The following is a 15692-nucleotide window of genomic DNA, read 5'->3' as shown; positions in this document are numbered from 1 at the left end:
TGAACCGTGGGCGGGCAAGGGCCGACAGGCCGGTCCAAGGACACACCCCGCAAACCAGGGGCCGTCAGGTCTCGATTGAGTCAGACCCACCCACCCACAACCAACATAGTGGTCTCGATGACATTTTCGACCGGTCTCGGCGAGAGAGGGAGGGGGTCAGTTGGCGCGGGCCTGCTCGGCGAGGGCGCGCACGAGGGCGGCCGCGGTCTCGCGCACGTCGCGGCACTCGGACAGGGCGGTGACGGCGGCGCCGTCGACGACCGCGATGATGACCTCGGCCGAGTAGCGCAGCGAGAAGCGCTCCGCGATGCGGCTGATGGCGGCGTTGAGCCGCTGGCGCCCCTCGCGGTAGGCCGATCCGACGGGCGCCGAGGCCCCGGCGGAGATCAGCTGGAGGTAATGGCCGAGGTACGGGCCCCTCTCCGGCAGGGTGGCGCGCAGCAGGTACTCGATCCGCTCATCGAGGCCGGGCCGCTTCCCCAGGGCCTCGACGGCGTCGGCCACCCGCTCCGCGCGCGCGGCCCACAGGCTGATGTTGAGCAGGCCGGCCTGGTAGAGGAGGTCATCGAGGCCGTCGAAGTAGTACGTGGTGGCCGACAGCGAGCACCCGGCGCGCTCGGCCACGGCCCGGTGAGTGACCTCCTTCGGGCCCGATTCGCGAATGATGGCGGCCGCTGCGTCGATGATCGCCTGCTTCCGGGCCTCCCCCTTGGCGGTCGACGCCGTCTCCCGCCGGTCACTGGTCGTTTCCACGGCGCTGCACATGCTGACACGATAAGACCAAAACGGCGCCGCAGGGATGTGAATCGAGATGGCTGCGCGTGAGAAGGGCCCCAGGACCTGGGAGATCCCGGGTCCGCCCTCCGGCGGCGGGCCCGGCGGGCCGGCGGGCCGAAGAGCGTGGGCGAGGACGCTCAGCTAGGTGTACTGACCGGGGACGGGGATTTCGAGCCCTCCTGGGTGAAGGCGGTGAGGTCGGCGTCGGAGTGCTCCGGCGCCACGATCATCGCGCCCAGGGCGGCCAGCGCGACGACGCTGAGGTAGACCGCGGGCGCCAGGGGGGAGCCGGTGACGGAGATGAGCCAGGTGGCGAGGAAGGGCGCCGTGCCGCCGAGGAGGGCGTTCGCCGTGTTGAAGGACAGGGCGAAGCCGGAGTAGCGCACCTCGGTGGGGAAGGACTCGGCGAGGAAGGTGGCCAGGGTCCCGTCATTGGCGGTCAGGATGACCGCGAAGAGCAGCTCGCAGGCGAGGATGACCCAGATGTTGCCGCCCTCCATGATCCAGAACAGCGGCACGGACAGAGCGATGAAGGCCACGCAGGCGCCGATGAGCATCTTGCGGCGCCCAACGGTGTCCGAGAAGTGCCCCATGACGAAGATCGAGGAGATGTAGCCGCAGAGCATGATCGAGGTCAGCAGGTTGGAGGTGCCCTCCCCGATGCCGATCTCCTTCTGCAGGTAGGTGGGCATGTAGCTCAGCAGCAGGTAGAAGCCGACGGCGTTGAGGCAGGAGACCCCGAAGGCGATCGCCACCGTCCGGCCGTGCCTGCTCAGGACATCGAGCACGGGCGTGCGCCGCGACGGGCCGGAGGCGGCCTCCAGTTGCGCGTTCATCTCCTGGAAGGCGGGGGAGTCCTCCAGGTGCACCCGGATGTAGCGCCCGATGATGCCCAGGGGGCCGGCCAGCAGGAACGGGATGCGCCAGCCCCAGGACTCCATGGAGGCGTCGTCGAGGAGCCAGTGGAGCAGGGCCACCAGGGTGGAGCCGGCGAGCAGCCCCGTCGCCGTGGAGGCCGGCACGAGGCAGGTGTACAGGCCGCGCCTGTCCGCGGGGGCGTACTCGGCGAGGAAGGTGCCCGCGCCCGCGTACTCGCCCGAGGCGGAGAACCCCTGGACGAGTCGCAGGAGCAGCAGCAGGATGGCCGCGCCCAGCCCGATCATCGAGTACCCGGGCAGGAAGGCGATGAGGAAGGTGGAGCCGGACATGATGAGGATCGACCACGACAGCGCCCAGCGCCTCCCGAACCTGTCCCCCCAGGCCCCCCAGACGACGGCGCCGACGGGCCGCAGGAGGAAGGACATCGCGAAGACCGCGAAGGTGGACATGAGCTGGACGGAGGTATCGCTCTCCGGGAAGAAGACCTTGCCGATGACGACGGCGAGGTATCCGTAGGAGGCGTAGTCGAACCACTCGATGAAGTTGCCGATGAAGGACGCCGCCGCCGCTCGGCGCACCGTCGCCCCCCGGGCGCTGCTGGGGATCGCGGTTGAGGGTGGAGGGGCAGTACTGCCGTCGGTGGTCATGGGCGTCTCTCCGGGTTCGTGGACTGTCAGGGGCTGTTCAGTGGCGACGGCCGCCCCTCGTGCCATGGAGGAACGGGGGCGGCCGTCGATGAGGTCAGGCGGTAGCGACAGAGCGTTTACCGGCTCGAGCGAGGGCATCGACGATGATCGGGGCGAAGCCTCCGCCCACGATCAGGGTTCCACCGATCATACCGATCGGGGTCAGCTGCTCGTGGAAGATCAGCAGGCCGCAGATGATCGCCACCGGGCACTCCCAGTAGGAGATCGTGGACATCTCCACGGCGGGCAGGTTCCTCCCCGCCACGACGAGGAATCCGAGGGCGACCAGCCCGCTGAAGACGAACAGCAGCCCGGCCGAGCCCCAGTTGGAGCCGGTGAAGGCGCTCACCCCGTGCCAGGGGCGCAGGACGAGCGCCATGCTCAGCGCCGCGACGGAGGCCCACACGAAGTTCCACACGCCGCGGACGATGGAGTCCACGTCCTTGCGGTACCCGTTGAAGAACAGGGCCATGCCGTAGAAGAGGCCGGACAGCAGGCCCAGGAGGTCCCCCAGGGCCTTCTTCGGGTACTCGGTCGAGGTCACCGACAGGTCCAGCCCGAAGGAGAGCGCCCCGTCCTTGTAGTCGATGATCCCGATCGTCATGAGCATGCCGACGAACACGATGAGCAGGAAGAGCCCGTTGAGGCGGCTGATCCTCTCCTTGCGGAAGATCCTGGCCAGGATCGTGCAGAACAGCGGTCCGGTGTAGATGAGGAAGACCGCGTTGGCGATCGTGGTCAGCAGCGTGGAGGAGATGTAGCAGCCCAGTGACAGGCCGATGGAGATCCCTCCCATGATGATGGCCGGGCTGAGGCGGGTGGCGCGGAACAGCGCGGTCCTACCGGTCACGAGGAGCAGGACGGTGAAGCCCGCCAGGCCCGTGAGCATGCGGCCCGAGGCGAGGAAGGAGCCGATGACGGCCTTGTCATCGGGGATCAGGCCATTGGTGGCGCCCCGGCTGAAGGTCCCCACCAGGCCCATGCCTGTGGCGGAGATGAGCATGGCGATGGCGCCGAGCCTCTTGTCCATGACGTAGGTGGAACCGGCGGCCTTGAGATCAGGGGTGGTCGAGGTGTCGTTCATTGGGGTGCGTCCTATGCGTCCTTGCACGTGGTGGATCCGGTTCAGGCGTCTTTGCCTGGAAGGCCCCGGTGGGCACAGGGACCGGGCGCGATTGCCTGGTCAGGTGGGGGTGGTCCCCGGGGGCCGGAAGGAGGAGCGGCCCCCGGGGACCCGGTGCGTCAGACGAGGGTGGGGTCCTCGACCTGGTTCGGGAAGTAGTCCTCGCAGCCGCCCTCGCGGTAGACGTCCGCCGTCGCGCAGTGCAGGGCACCGCCGAACGGGTAGGCGTCGCGGAACGGCACGGGGATGACGTTCATGCCGAGCTTGTCCATCTGCTCCATCTGGTGGACCTCGCTGGCCTCGCAGATGACGGTCTTGTGGTCCAGGACCAGGCAGTTCATGGACAGCCACACCGAGGAGTAGCACAGCGGCGGCGGGGTCTCGTGCGCCGGCATGGCGGCGTCGACGATCTGCCAGTCGTTGGCCTCGAAGATCTTCCTCTGCTCCTCGGGCAGGTGGCGGTGGGGGTTGTTGATGATGAGCCCCGGCCGCAGCGGCACGAAGGTGGCGTCGATGTGGATCGGGTAGGGGTCGCCCGGGAAGTTGACGGCGTGGACGCGCAGGTCCGGGTAGTACCGCTTGAACCACTCCATCGCGGTGCGGTTGGTGGTCAGGCCGTGCTGGATGAACAGGTCCTTGCCCAGCCGCAGGACGTCGGCCGCGTCCCACATGGGCTCGGCCTCGGTGGTGACGAAGTCCTTCGCGGCGGTGCGCTCGAGGCGCTCCTCCAGCGAGATCTTCTCGTCGTAGTAGTTGTGCTTGTAGGAGGCGTCGGTCAGGCGCGGGCGGGGGGCCTGCGTCCACTTGAACTCCGGGTCCTCGTCGAAGTACTTCTTCATGAGGGGCCAGTAGGCCAGGTACTCGAAGTAGCGGCAGCGGAAGGAGTTGGCCGAGGCCATGATCTCGTTGCCGATGGTCAGCAGGATGTCGCGGGGCGGCATGCAGGTCATCATCGAGTCGGTGCGGAAGTCCGGGGTGATGACGGGCTGGTTCCACTGAAGCGGGGTCGGGCGGTCGACGATGACGCCGTGGTCCTCGCAGACCTTGGCGAGGTAGTCGAGCTGGGCGTTCGCCTTCTCGACGGTCTCCGTGGGGCGGGGGCCCCACATGCCGCGCATCTCGGAGTCGATCGGCACCTTCTCGCTGGTGGCGGGCTCCTCGGGCGGGATGACGGAGAAGTCGGCGCGCCCGACGATGACGCGCTTGAGGGGGTCGAAGTCGTTCCACGAGTTCACGATCTTCGTCATGGAAGAATCACTCCTTTGTGAGTGCGGCGGTGCGCCGCGGGTATCGATGCATCGAGAATGGATGGTTGACAGATCCGCTGTGCGGGGAAGACCTCCCTCCTGGGATTGGTGGCGCGCCGGGCGATGACGGCCGATCAGCGCCCGGTCAGTTGGTCGTGCGGTCGGGCACCGGCGGTCGGATGTCATCCGGCCCGCCGTAGTTCCCTCCCGGGGTCACGATCGTCCCGGAGACCCCCTCGATGATCCCGATGGCGTCCTCGAGGCGGCCGATGGCGGCCATGTCGCCCGTGAGCTCCACGAAGCGGCACACGGCCTCCACCTTGGGGCCCATGGATCCCGCGGGCAGGTCCATGGCGCGCAGCGAGGCCGGGGTCGCGCGGTCCACCCGCTTGGCCCCGGGCGTCCCGAATCCCTCCTGGACGCCGTCGACGTCGGTGAGGATGAGCAGGGCGTCGGCGTCGAGGTGCTCGGCGAGGACCGCGGCGGTCAGGTCCTTGTCGATGACCGCCTCGACCCCCTGGAGCTTGCCGTGCTCGTTGCGGATGACTGGCACGCCCCCGCCCCCGGCGCAGATGACGACGGCGCCCGCGTGGAGGAGGGCCCGGGCCATCCGGGTCTCGATGACGCGCTGGGGCCTGGGCGAGCCGACGACGCGGCGGTAGTGCTCGCCGTCCTTCTTGACCGTCCAGCCCTTCTCGGCGGCCAGCCGGTTGGCGGTGGCCTCGTCGTAGACCTCGCCGACGAACTTCGTCGGGTTGGCGAAGGCCGGGTCCCCGGCCAGGACGAGGGTCTGGCTCACCAGGGAGGCGACCTGCCTGCCCGGCAGGGCGTTCTGCATGGCCTGGAGGAGCCAGTAGCCGATCATCCCCTGGGTCTCCGCGCCCAGGGTGTCGAAGGGGTAGCACTCGCTCAGGCGGTCATCATTGGCGGACTCCAGGGCGAGCACGCCCACCTGCGGGCCGTTGCCGTGGGTGATGATGAGCTCGTGCTTCTCGGCCAGCAGGGCCAGCTGCTTGGCGGCCGCCTGCACGTTGGCGATCTGGGTGCGGGCGTCGGGCTTGTCCCCCCGGCGCATGAGGGCGTTGCCGCCCAGGGCAGCGACAATGCGCATGGGTCAGTCCTCCCAGTCGCCCAGGGTGGCGACCATGACGGCCTTGATGGTGTGCATGCGGTTCTCGGCCTGCTGGAAGGAGACGTTGCGCTCTGTCTCGAAGACGTCGTCGGTGACCTCCAGGCCGTCCATGCCGGTGGCCTCGAAGAGCTGCTGGCCGACCTTCGTGTTGCGGTCGTGGAAGGCCGGCAGGCAGTGGAGGAACTTGACGTCGTCGTTGCCGGTGCGCTTCACGAGCTCGCCGTTGACCTGGTAGTCCTTGAGCAGGGCGATGCGCTCGGCCCAGACCTCCTTGGGCTCGCCCATGGAGACCCACACGTCGGTGTAGAGGTAGTCGACGCCCTTGACGCCCTCGTCGACGTCGTCGGTGATCGTGATGCGGGCCCCGGAGATGGCGGCGAGCCCCTCGGCGATGGCGACGACCTCGGCCTCGGGCTGGAGCTCCTTAGGCGCCACCAGGCGGATGTCCATGCCGACCAGCGCGCCGGAGACCAGCAGGGAGTTGGCGACGTTGTTGCGGGCATCGCCCAGGTAGGCCAGGGAGATCTCCGTGATCGGCTTGTCCACCAGTTCGATCATCGTCAGTTGATCGGCGAGCATCTGGGTGGGGTGCCAGGCGTCGGTCAGGCCGTTCCACACGGGCACGCCGGACAGTTCGGCCAGGGTCTCGACCTTGGCCTGGTCGTCACCGCGGTACTCGATGCCGTCGTACATGCGCCCGAGCACGCGAGCGGTGTCCGCCACGGACTCCTTGTGGCCCAGCTGCGAGCCGGAGGGGTCGAGGTAGGTGGTGTGGGCGCCCTGGTCGGCGGCGCCGACCTCGAAGGAGCAGCGGGTGCGCGTGGAGGTCTTCTCGAAGATGAGCGCGATGTTCTTGCCCTTGAGGCGCTGAACCTCCCGGCCGGCCTTCTTGTCCGCCTTGAGCTGGGCGGCGAGGTCCAGCAGACTCATCCACTCGGCGGTGGTGAAGTCGGTCTCCTTGAGGAAGTGGCGGTTGTGCAGAGGGTGGGTCATGTCGTTCCGTCCTTCGTTGGAATCGAGGTGAATGGGGGCGATGGGAGGAAGAGTAGTCACGAGCCGAGGGGCTCACGGACCACGGGGCAGCTCATGCAGTGCGGGCCGCCGCGCCCGCGCCCGAGCTCGCTACCGGGGATGGTCAGCACCTCGATGCCCTTGGAGGTCAGGTACTCGTTGGTGTTGACGTTGCGCTCGTAGGTGATGATCACACCGGGCGCGACGGCCAGGGAGTTGGCGCCGTCGTCCCACTGCTCGCGGGCGGCCGCCCGGCTGTCCTGGGGGGTCGTGAGCACGGTGAGCTCGTCGATGCCCAGGGCGGCGGCGATGGCGTCGTGCATGGCCTCGGCGGGGTTCTCGATGACGTCGACCGTGCCCTCGCGCTCGCCGGGGCGCAGGGTGAAGGTGGGGAGCATCCCCGCTCCGGCGTACTTGGTGAAGGTCCCGTGGTCGACCATCGTCATGATGGTGTCCAGGTGCATCTGGGCGCGCGTCTTCCTCATCTTGACGGCGACGATCTCGCGCACGCCGCCGGCGAAGAGCTGAGTGGCCAGGCGCTCCACGCCCTGGGGGCAGGTGCGCTCGGAGACGCCGATGAGCACGGCGCCGTTGCCGATGATCTGGATGTCCCCGCCCTCGGTGGACAGTGCGGGGCTGATCGTGCCATCGGACCAGATGGGGAAGCCCTTGGCGGCGAAGAGCGGATGCCAGGTGTAAATGGCCCGGTAGTTGAGCGATTCGCGGCGCCGGGCCTCGCGCGACATGGAGTTGATCGACACGCCGTTGTAGATCCACGAGGAGGTGTCCCGGGTGAACAGGTGGTTGGGCAGGGGGCCGATGAGCAGGTCCTCGGGGTCCATCGAGGCCAGCACCATCGAGGAGATGCCCGGGACGTGCTCGAGGAGCTCCTCCTTGGTGATCCCCGCGATGAGGGTTTCGGCGAGGGTGGGCGCCTCCACGCTCTCGGCCCATTGGCGGATGGCGGGGGAGGCCGCCAGCCCCGTGGAGTCCTCGGACAGGACGGCCCCCAGCAGGAAGGCGCGCGCCTCGGGGATCTCCAGGGTCTCGGCCAGCAGGTCCTGCAGGTAGAGGACCTGGGCGCCGCGGCTGCGCAGCACCCGCGCGAACTCGTCGTGCTCCTGCTGGGCCCTCTCGAGCCACAGGACGTCGTCGAAGAGGAGCTCGTCCTTGTTCTCGGGGGTCAGCCTCAGCATCTCCTTGCCGGGCCGGTGGATGATGACGGTCTGGAGTCGACCGATCTCTGAGTCGATGGATGGCGTGAGCATCGCGTCCTATTCCTCTGGAATCTGGCGCGGCGCCCGGCATGGGCGCACGCGGTTCGGCCCAGGGCCTCTTCGCCCTGCGCTGATGCGGTGGTGAGTTCAGGGTGTGGTCTGAAGGGGTGGCGGTGATGCGGGGCCCCGGGCGTTTCTGATCGGGACGGCGTCACCCTCTCGGATTGGTACGTTCGTACCATTGGTACAAGCGTACCAATCGTGACGCGCGTCTACAACAGGAGTGAGGGAAGTCACTCATGCCGCAGGCCTCCGACGCCCGCCGAGCGCGCCCGCGCCTGGTCGCCGCCGGAGGGGGAGCGCTCAGCGGGCGCGAACCCCCAGGGCCCGGTCCACGAGGGACGCGATGCCCGTCCGGGCATACTTGGGCCCAAGCGGCCGCATCCCCGCGCCCCGTCGCCCGTCCATGCCCGCGAAATGAGGACCCGCCCGTGCACCACCCCGGCACATCCGCAGGAACCGTCCTGCTCGTCGACGACGAGGCCCCCATCCGCTCCACCCTCGGCCCCTACCTGGAGAGGTCGGGGTACCGGGTGATCCTCGCCTCCGACGGCGTCGAGGCCCTCGACCTGCTGCGCCCGCGGGGCGCGAGCGCGCGCGGCGCCGTCCCGGGAGGGGGCGGCAACGGCGTCGCCGGCGGCGCCGTCGACATCATCGTCTCCGACGTCCTCATGCCCCGCATGGATGGGCGCGAACTCGTTCGGCGCCTGCGGGCCGAGGGCGCCTGGACCCCCGTCATCCTCCTCACCCAGCTCGACGCCACCTACGAGCGCATCTCCGCCCTCGACGACGGCGCCGACGACTACCTCTCCAAGCCCTTCGACCCCGCCGAGCTCGTCTCCCGCATCCGCGCCATCCTGCGCCGCGCCCAAGGGCCCGGCCGGCCGCTGACCGCCGCGGAGCGCCTCGTGGCGGGCGACCTCGTCCTGCACCGCGCCAGCCGCCGGGTGGAGATGGGCGGGCGCGAGCTCGTCCTGACCCCCAAGGCGGTCACCCTCCTCGACTTCCTCATGAGCCGCCCCGGTGAGCTCCACACCCGCGAGGCGCTCCTCTCCGCCCTGTGGGGCATCGACTTCGCGACCACCACGCGCGCCGTCGACCACCGCATCCGAGAGATCCGCAGGGTCCTCGGCGATGACGCGAGCGCCCCGCGCTACATCGAGACGGCCCCCGGCATCGGCTACCGGTTCTGCCACGAGGTCCATCCATGAGCGCCGAGGCGCGCGGGCGGAGCTCGGCGGGCGGGCCGGACGGGCGCCCCACCACCGGGGCCGCGCGGCCGTTGGCAGCGGCCCTCCTCCTGGCCCTCGCCGTCCTGGCGATCGCGGCCCTGACCGCCGCCCTCGCGCTGCGCGACCAGGAACTGACGATCAGGGCCCCCATGCCCACCGTCATCGCCTCACTCGTCGCGCCCATCGCGATCGCCGCCCCCGCCGTCGCCGCGGCCCGTCGTCGTGCCGCCGCCCGGCGCCGGCACGAGGCCGCCCGGACCGAGGACGCCGCGCGGGCGAGGCACCGCCAGTTCCTCGCCCGCCTCGACCACGAGCTCAAGAACCCCCTTACCGCGGTGCGCGCCGCCCTGGCGGAGACCGCGCAGGCCGCGGGGGCGGGCAGGGGCGGCCCGTCCCAGGGCGTCGTGGGGGACCGCCTGGCGCTCATCGACAGTCAGTCGCGGCGCATGAGCTCTCTGCTCACGGACCTGCGCAAGCTCGCCGAGCTGGAGACCGCCCCTCTATCCCTGGAGCGGGTGGACCTCGGCGAGACGATCTCCGACGCCGTGTCCGCGGCCATCGAGGAGGGGGCGGCCAAGGGGCCCATCCCCCAGGTCCACCTCGACCTGCCCCGCGCGCCGCAGCCGCTCCCCGCGGTCCGCGGGGACGGCGACCTGCTCTACTCGGCGGTGCGCAACGTCGTCGCCAACGCCATGAAGTACACCCCGCCCGCCGGGCGGGTCGAGGTGAGAGGGCGCCAGGAGGCCGGCGTCGTCACCATCGAGGTGGCGGACACCGGCATGGGCATCCCCGAGGAGGACCTGCCCAGCGTCTGGGAGGAGCTGGCCCGCGCCGGCAACGCGCGCGGGCTCGCCGGATCGGGACTGGGGCTGGCGCTCGTATCCACCATCGTGCGGCGGCACGGCGGCAGCGCCTCCATCGCCTCACAGGTCGGAGTGGGGACCCAGGTGTGGCTGCGACTGCCTGTCGCAGGACCGCGACAGTGACGCGACATTACGGCGACATCACGCCATTTATGCTCGTCGCATGAACCTCGCATTCTCCGGGCGCCCGGCTCATCGGCGCTCCCCCCTGATCACCCTGACCGCCGCCCTCGTCGTCGCCGGCTCCCTGGCGGCCTGCGGCTCGTCCTCGGAGTCGAGCGACTCCGCCGATTCGACCGCCGGCTCCTCGGCCGCGAGCCCGGCAGGAGCCGCCACCGGCACTGCCGCTGCGGGCGGCCAAGCCTCCGGGCTGCCCGCCGTGGCCGGCTACCAGGTGGGTGAGATCCCGCCGATCCCCCTGTTCTCAATGCCCGATCTGTCCGTGCTCGGCGCCGAGCCCGCCTCCTACGCCCCCGACCTGGCCGCCACCGTGTCCTCCCAGCCCGGCATCACCGTGGGCCCCGCCCGCTGCGACGCCTCCGGGGCTCTGGACAGCTCCCACGGGCGGACGCTGCTGGACGGATCCGCGGGCGGCACGACCATGGGGGACGGCGCGACCGTCACCACCGATGGCGACGGCTCCGGCACGTACTCCGACGGCAAGGTCACGATCACGTCCGACGGCAGCGGCTCGGGCACCTACTCGGCCGGCGAGATCACGGTGACCACCGACAGTGACGGCTCGGGCACGTACTCCGACGGCAAGGTCACGATCACGTCCGACGGCAACGGCTCGGGCACCTACTCGAACTCGGGGACGAGCGAGACGATCACCGTCTCAGCGGATGGTTCGGGCACCTACAGCACCGACCAGGTCACCAACACCAACGCGGGCGACGGCTCGGGGACCTACTCGGACGGGACCGGACTGTTGATCATCAACAACGGCAACGGCACGGGAACCGTCAACGGCCAGGCGGTGGACATGGAGCCCCTGCCCCCGGTCGGCAAGGTCGGGGACTTCCCTCCCATGTCATCCATCAAGCCCATCACCTCCTGCGGCACCGTCATCACCCTTGACGATGGCGTCCTGTTCGACTTCGGCTCGGCCGAGGTCCGCCCCGAGGCCACCACCACCCTCACCAGCCTGTCCGGTGTCCTCACGAAGGCAGGGGCCCCCACGATCCACGTCTACGGGCACACCGACTCCGTCTCCGACGAGGCCTTCAACCAGACCCTCTCCGAGCAGCGCGCCCAGGCCGTCGTCGACATCCTCAAGGGCGCTGGCGCGACATCGTCCATCGATGCCACCGGCTACGGCGAGACCCGCCCCGTGGCTCCCAATGAGAACGCCGATGGCTCCGACAGCCCCGCCGGACGACAGCTCAACAGGCGCGTCGAGATCTTCGTCCCCGCCTTCTGAGGGCAGCGCCCACCGCGCCCCGATACCCGCCCAAGGAGAACCGAACCGTGAATAGTCCCGAGTCCCAGCTCCTCCGCCGCCGAACGGGCGCGGTCCGCGCGGCCGCGCTCGCGGCCCTCGCCCTGGCCCTCGCCTCGACCACCGGCTGCGCGCTGAGCCTGAAGTCCAGTAAGGACCATGGGGCCGATGAGACGGGAGCGCCCGCGGCGAGCGCCGCGCCGACGGCGGAGGGCAGCACCGCTCCCACTCGGTCCGCAGCGGCCCCGGCCCCCTCCGGCACGGCCGGCGGCGGACTGGCCAGGGCCGGCGACGTCGCCTCCTCCGACCGGCCGACGGCCGGTCAGGGCGGCGCGGGAGGCCCGGGCGCGAGTGGCGCCGATTCGACCGCCGCCTCCCCCGGTGAGGACGGCACGGCGAGCGGCCTGTGCGCAGCCATGGGGGAGAGCGGGGTCAACGTCCAGGCGGCGAGCCGCACCATGTGGATCAACGACACCGGCGGTGTCAAGCGCATCACGGGCAAGGCGGAGACGCTGACCGTCGAGGGCGTGGGCGTGGTGGTCTACGTCGACGCCGTGGACAGCCTCGTCATGAACGGCACGGGGGACACGGTGTGCGCCGGGAGCGTCGGCTCGGTCTCCTTCGGCACGAGCTCGGTGGGCTCCTCCGTGGTCTATGAGGGCGCTGATCCCGTGATCACCGATGAGGGGACCGGGAGCGTCACCACCAGGAAGTAGTCCCGCCGCCCGGAGCGGCGGGCGGTGGCGGGCAGGGATCCGCTGCCCGGCACGGGTCCGCACAACCCCCGCACAGCCTCGCACGGCCCCGCACGGCCTCGCGCCGCCCCGTCGTCCCCATCATCCGGGACGGCGGGGCCGCGCGGGTCCGCAGGGGGCCGCCACGCCGGGGAGGGCGCGCGGGGCCGGGGGTGATCGCGCCCCGGGCGCCTTCGACCGCGCGCCGCTACCCTGGGGCCGTGACCGCCACCCAGAACCGACCCGGCCCGCTCATCTCCTTCGAGGGGGGCGACGGCGTCGGCAAGACCACCCAGATCCAGCGCCTCGCCACCGTGCTCGCGGCCGCCAGGATCGACTACCGCCTCACTCGCGAGCCCGGCGGCACTGAGCTGGGGGCCCAGATCCGCCGCCTTCTCCTGCACGGGGGAGCGGTGGATCCGCGCGCCGAGGCCCTGCTCTACGCCGCCGATCGCGCCCAGCACGTCGCCGAGGTCATCCGGCCCGCCATGGCGCGCGGTCAGGTGGTCCTCACCGACCGCTACCTCGACTCCTCCATCGCCTACCAGGGCGCTGCCCGCTCGCTGGGGGCCGCCGAGATCCGGTCCCTGTCCGAGTGGGCCACCGACTCCCTGCTCCCTGATCTGACGATCCTCCTCGACGCCGACCCGTCCGTGGCCGACCTCCGCACCGGGGCCCGGGGCGCCAAGGACCGCCTGGAGAGCGAGGGGGCGGTCTTCCGCGCCGCCCTGCGCGAGCAGTTCCTCGCCCTGGCCGCCGCCGAGCCCGAGCGCTTCGCCGTCCTCGACGCCCGACGGACCATCGAGGAGGTCGCCGAGGATGTCGATCAGCGCGTCGCCGACCTCCTCCCCGAGGCATCGGGCGCTCGCGCCGCCTTCCTCCGGGCCGCGGCGCGCATGGGCCGCACCGCGCAGGGGGCCTCATGAGCGTGTGGGACGACGTCGTCGGGCAGGATGCGGTCGTCTCCGTCCTGTCCGGGGCGGCCGCGGCCGCGAGGGGCCTCGCCGAGCAGCGGGAGGCCCGGGTCGGCGGCGCCGACGGCAGCGGGCAGGCCGAGGCCCTCTCGAATCCCACCGGCTCCGGAGCGGCCATGACCCACGCCTGGCTCGTCACCGGCCCGCCCGGCTCGGGCCGTTCCAACGCCGCACTCGCCTTCGCCGCCGCGCTGCAGTGCACCGGCCCCGTCCCCGGATGCGGCCAGTGCAAGCCCTGCCGGGACGTCATGAGCGGCGCCCACCCCGACGTCGTCCGCCTGGCCACCGAGAAGCTCATCATCACCCTCGACGAGGTCAAGGAGCTCATCGGCGAGGCGCAGCGCCGCCCCTGGACCGGCCGGTGGCGCGTCATCCTCGTCGAGGACGCCGATCGCATGGCCGAGCGCACCACGAACGTCCTGCTCAAGTCCATCGAGGAGCCCCCGCCCCAGACCGTATGGCTCCTGTGCACCCCCAGCGCCGACGACGTCCTGCCCACCATCCGCTCGCGATGCCGGCTCATCACGCTGCGCATTCCGCCCGCGGGCGCCGTCGCCGACCTCCTCGTGCGCCGCGACGGCGCCGATCCCGCCCTCGCCGCCCGCGCGGCCCGCGCCAGTCAGTCGCATATCGGACTGGCCCGGCACCTGGCCACCGACCCCGACGCCTGGGAGCGCCGTCGCCGCCTCCTGCTCGCGCCGGTGACGCTGCGCAGTGTGGGCGACGCCGTGCTCGCCGCCGCCGACCTCGTCGAGAGCGCCGAGGCCGAGGCCCAGGCCCGCACGGCCGAGCGCGACGCCGCCGAGCGCGCCGATCTCATGCGGGCCCTCGGCCTGGAGGGGGAGGGGCGCGTCCCGCCCGCCCTGCGCGCCCAGATCCGCGCCCTGGAGGAGGATCAGAAGCGCCGGGCCAAGAGGGCCCGAACCGATGTGCTCGACCGGGCCATGATCGACCTGCTCTCCTTCTACCGCGACGTCCTGGCCGCTCAGATGGGCAGCGACGTCGAGCGCGTCAACATCGACCTGGCCGAGCAGATCGAGCGGGCGGCCGCCTCCACCGGGCCCGAGCAGTCGCTGGCGCGCATCGCCGCCATCGAGGAGTGCCGTGGGAGGCTGCGCTCCAATGCCGCGCCGCTGCTCGCCGTCGAGGCCCTCATGATCCAGTTGCGCCCCCAGGCGCGCTGAGCGCGTCGCACTGCTCGGCCGGGGCGACCAGCTCGGTGGCGGCCCAGGAGCTGAGCAGCCGCAGGGCCTGCGCGCTCGGGCTGCCGGGCTCGGCCGCGTAGGCCACGAGGGTGAGGCCGGGGCTCGAGGTCATCTCCGTGGGCTCATAGGCGAGCGTGAGATCGCCGACCACCGGGTGGTGGATGACCTTGGCGCCCCGGCAGATGTAGCGCACGTCGTGGCGCGCCCACAGCCCGGCGAAATCGCGGCTGCGGGTGGACAGCTCGCCGACCAGCGCCGTCAGGTCCGGCTCCGTGGGGTCGGCCCCACTGGTCAGGCGCAGCATCGCCACGCTGTCCTCCGCGCCGGTGTCCCAGTGCGGGAAGAAGTCACGGGCGCGCGGATCGAGGAACATGAAGCGCGTGAGGGATGGGGCGTCGTCGGCGATCTCGGGGATCGGGTCGACGAACAGCGGGGAGTAGAGCGCCCGCGCCATCGTGTTCGCGGCCAGGCAGCGGCCCAGGCCGTCGCGGACGATCGCCGGGACGCGCATGGCGTCGAGGAGCCACTGCGTGCCCGGGCGGACGGCGGAGCGCCGGGCCTTCCTCGGGCGACGGCGCGGCCTGCCGGTGGGGGAGACCGCGCGGGCCAGGTCCAGGAGGTGCTCGCGCTCTGCGTCGTCGAGCAGGAGTGCGCCGGCCAGGGACTCCAGGACCTCGGTGGAGGCGCCGGCCATCGAACCGCGCTCCAGGCGCGTGTAGTAGTCGACGCTCACGCCGGCGAGCATGGCGACCTCCTCCCGCCGCAGCCCGGGCACGCGCCTGATCGCCCCGACGACGGGCAGCCCCACCATCTCCGGGGTCACCCGCGCGCGGCGGGAGGTGAGGAACTCCTTGATCTGAGCGCGAGGATCAGCGGCGGGGGGCGCGACGGCGTCGGATCGGCTCATGCGGTCAGGCTACGCGTGGGCGGCGCGCGCAGGCAGGCCCTGACAAGCCCTGGCAGGCCCGGCAGCCCCTGACGGGCCCGGGCCATCCTCCCCGCGGGCCGTCGGCGCTGAGGAGACGGGCGGATCGGGCCGGGGCCGGCGGCGCCGGCCGAGTGGGGACGCCTCCCCGTGCTCCAAGGCGCTGTGACTGAAGGGGATCCGGCC

Annotated in this window: 14 protein-coding genes; 6 read left to right on the top strand and 8 right to left on the bottom strand. The window is 71.3% G+C overall.

Annotation, left to right across the window (positions count from 1 at the left end; all coding sequences use genetic code 11):
- Window positions 1-156: 156 nt before the first annotated feature.
- From B1H55_RS07055 to B1H55_RS07025, 7 genes are all read right to left on the bottom strand, one after another.
- On the bottom strand, window positions 157-753 hold the full coding sequence (locus B1H55_RS07055; RefSeq protein ID WP_231952716.1) for a TetR/AcrR family transcriptional regulator: 597 nt from the start codon (window positions 751-753) through the stop codon (window positions 157-159).
- Window positions 754-914: 161 nt separating this feature from the next.
- Window positions 915-2303: an MFS transporter gene (locus B1H55_RS07050; RefSeq protein WP_073454433.1), complete on the bottom strand. Its 1389-nt coding sequence runs from the start codon at window positions 2301-2303 to the stop codon at window positions 915-917.
- A gap of 94 nt (window positions 2304-2397) precedes the next feature.
- Window positions 2398-3426: a DMT family transporter gene (locus B1H55_RS07045; protein WP_231952718.1), complete on the bottom strand. Its 1029-nt coding sequence runs from the start codon at window positions 3424-3426 to the stop codon at window positions 2398-2400.
- A 158-nt stretch (window positions 3427-3584) separates the two neighbouring features.
- Window positions 3585-4712: a serine/threonine protein kinase gene (locus B1H55_RS07040; RefSeq protein WP_073454431.1), complete on the bottom strand. Its 1128-nt coding sequence runs from the start codon at window positions 4710-4712 to the stop codon at window positions 3585-3587.
- Between the two features lie 145 nt (window positions 4713-4857).
- On the bottom strand, window positions 4858-5823 hold the full coding sequence (locus tag B1H55_RS07035) for a carbamate kinase (protein WP_073454429.1): 966 nt from the start codon (window positions 5821-5823) through the stop codon (window positions 4858-4860).
- A gap of 3 nt (window positions 5824-5826) precedes the next feature.
- Window positions 5827-6837 (bottom strand): ornithine carbamoyltransferase, encoded by a 1011-nt coding sequence (gene argF, locus B1H55_RS07030; RefSeq protein WP_073454427.1) that lies wholly within the window; start codon window positions 6835-6837, stop codon window positions 5827-5829.
- Between the two features lie 56 nt (window positions 6838-6893).
- Window positions 6894-8123, bottom strand: a complete 1230-nt coding sequence (locus B1H55_RS07025) for an arginine deiminase (RefSeq protein WP_073454426.1) — start codon at window positions 8121-8123, stop codon at window positions 6894-6896.
- 440 nt (window positions 8124-8563) lie between these two features.
- Between B1H55_RS07025 and B1H55_RS07020 the strand changes: the two genes are divergently transcribed.
- The 6 genes from B1H55_RS07020 (at window position 8564) to B1H55_RS06995 (ending at window position 14560) form a co-directional block, all read left to right on the top strand.
- Window positions 8564-9343 carry a response regulator transcription factor gene (locus B1H55_RS07020; protein WP_073454424.1) on the top strand — a complete coding sequence of 260 codons (780 nt, stop codon included), beginning with the start codon at window positions 8564-8566 and terminating at the stop codon, window positions 9341-9343.
- Window positions 9340-10350 carry a sensor histidine kinase gene (locus B1H55_RS07015; RefSeq protein ID WP_080461656.1) on the top strand — a complete coding sequence of 337 codons (1011 nt, stop codon included), beginning with the start codon at window positions 9340-9342 and terminating at the stop codon, window positions 10348-10350. The genes B1H55_RS07020 and B1H55_RS07015 overlap by 4 nt, the downstream gene beginning before the upstream one ends.
- Before the next feature lie 40 nt (window positions 10351-10390).
- Window positions 10391-11650, top strand: a complete 1260-nt coding sequence (locus B1H55_RS07010; protein ID WP_077240618.1) for an OmpA family protein — start codon at window positions 10391-10393, stop codon at window positions 11648-11650.
- A 47-nt stretch (window positions 11651-11697) separates the two neighbouring features.
- Window positions 11698-12384: a hypothetical protein gene (locus B1H55_RS07005; protein ID WP_077240617.1), complete on the top strand. Its 687-nt coding sequence runs from the start codon at window positions 11698-11700 to the stop codon at window positions 12382-12384.
- Between the two features lie 239 nt (window positions 12385-12623).
- Window positions 12624-13328, top strand: coding sequence for a dTMP kinase (gene tmk, locus B1H55_RS07000; RefSeq protein ID WP_167370552.1), 705 nt, complete (start codon window positions 12624-12626; stop codon window positions 13326-13328).
- On the top strand, window positions 13325-14560 hold the full coding sequence (locus B1H55_RS06995; RefSeq protein ID WP_077240616.1) for a DNA polymerase III subunit delta': 1236 nt from the start codon (window positions 13325-13327) through the stop codon (window positions 14558-14560). The genes tmk and B1H55_RS06995 overlap by 4 nt, the downstream gene beginning before the upstream one ends.
- Here B1H55_RS06995 and B1H55_RS06990 read toward each other — a convergent pair.
- Entirely contained in the window at window positions 14529-15488 is a 960-nt protein-coding gene (locus B1H55_RS06990; protein WP_077240615.1) for a helix-turn-helix domain-containing protein, read from the bottom strand. The genes B1H55_RS06995 and B1H55_RS06990 overlap by 32 nt on opposite strands.
- Window positions 15489-15692: the final 204 nt, after the last annotated feature.

The organism is Actinomyces denticolens, from assembly GCF_002072185.1.
Classification (GTDB): Bacteria; Actinomycetota; Actinomycetes; order Actinomycetales; family Actinomycetaceae; genus Actinomyces; species Actinomyces denticolens.
This window is presented reverse-complemented; position numbering and strand designations above follow the sequence as displayed.

What these genes read in the sequence shown, in the direction of transcription:
- B1H55_RS07050 (WP_073454433.1), bottom strand. Translation starts at nt 2,303, where the DNA reads ATGACCACCGACGGCAGTACTGCCCCTCCACCCTCAACCGCGATCCCC.
- B1H55_RS07045 (WP_231952718.1), bottom strand. Translation starts at nt 3,426, where the DNA reads ATGAACGACACCTCGACCACCCCTGATCTCAAGGCCGCCGGTTCCACC.
- B1H55_RS07040 (WP_073454431.1), bottom strand. Translation starts at nt 4,712, where the DNA reads ATGACGAAGATCGTGAACTCGTGGAACGACTTCGACCCCCTCAAGCGC.
- B1H55_RS07035 (WP_073454429.1), bottom strand. Translation starts at nt 5,823, where the DNA reads ATGCGCATTGTCGCTGCCCTGGGCGGCAACGCCCTCATGCGCCGGGGG.
- argF (WP_073454427.1), bottom strand. Translation starts at nt 6,837, where the DNA reads ATGACCCACCCTCTGCACAACCGCCACTTCCTCAAGGAGACCGACTTC.
- B1H55_RS07025 (WP_073454426.1), bottom strand. Translation starts at nt 8,123, where the DNA reads ATGCTCACGCCATCCATCGACTCAGAGATCGGTCGACTCCAGACCGTC.
- B1H55_RS07015 (WP_080461656.1), top strand. Translation starts at nt 9,340, where the DNA reads ATGAGCGCCGAGGCGCGCGGGCGGAGCTCGGCGGGCGGGCCGGACGGG.
- B1H55_RS07010 (WP_077240618.1), top strand. Translation starts at nt 10,391, where the DNA reads ATGAACCTCGCATTCTCCGGGCGCCCGGCTCATCGGCGCTCCCCCCTG.
- B1H55_RS06995 (WP_077240616.1), top strand. Translation starts at nt 13,325, where the DNA reads ATGAGCGTGTGGGACGACGTCGTCGGGCAGGATGCGGTCGTCTCCGTC.
- B1H55_RS06990 (WP_077240615.1), bottom strand. Translation starts at nt 15,488, where the DNA reads ATGAGCCGATCCGACGCCGTCGCGCCCCCCGCCGCTGATCCTCGCGCT.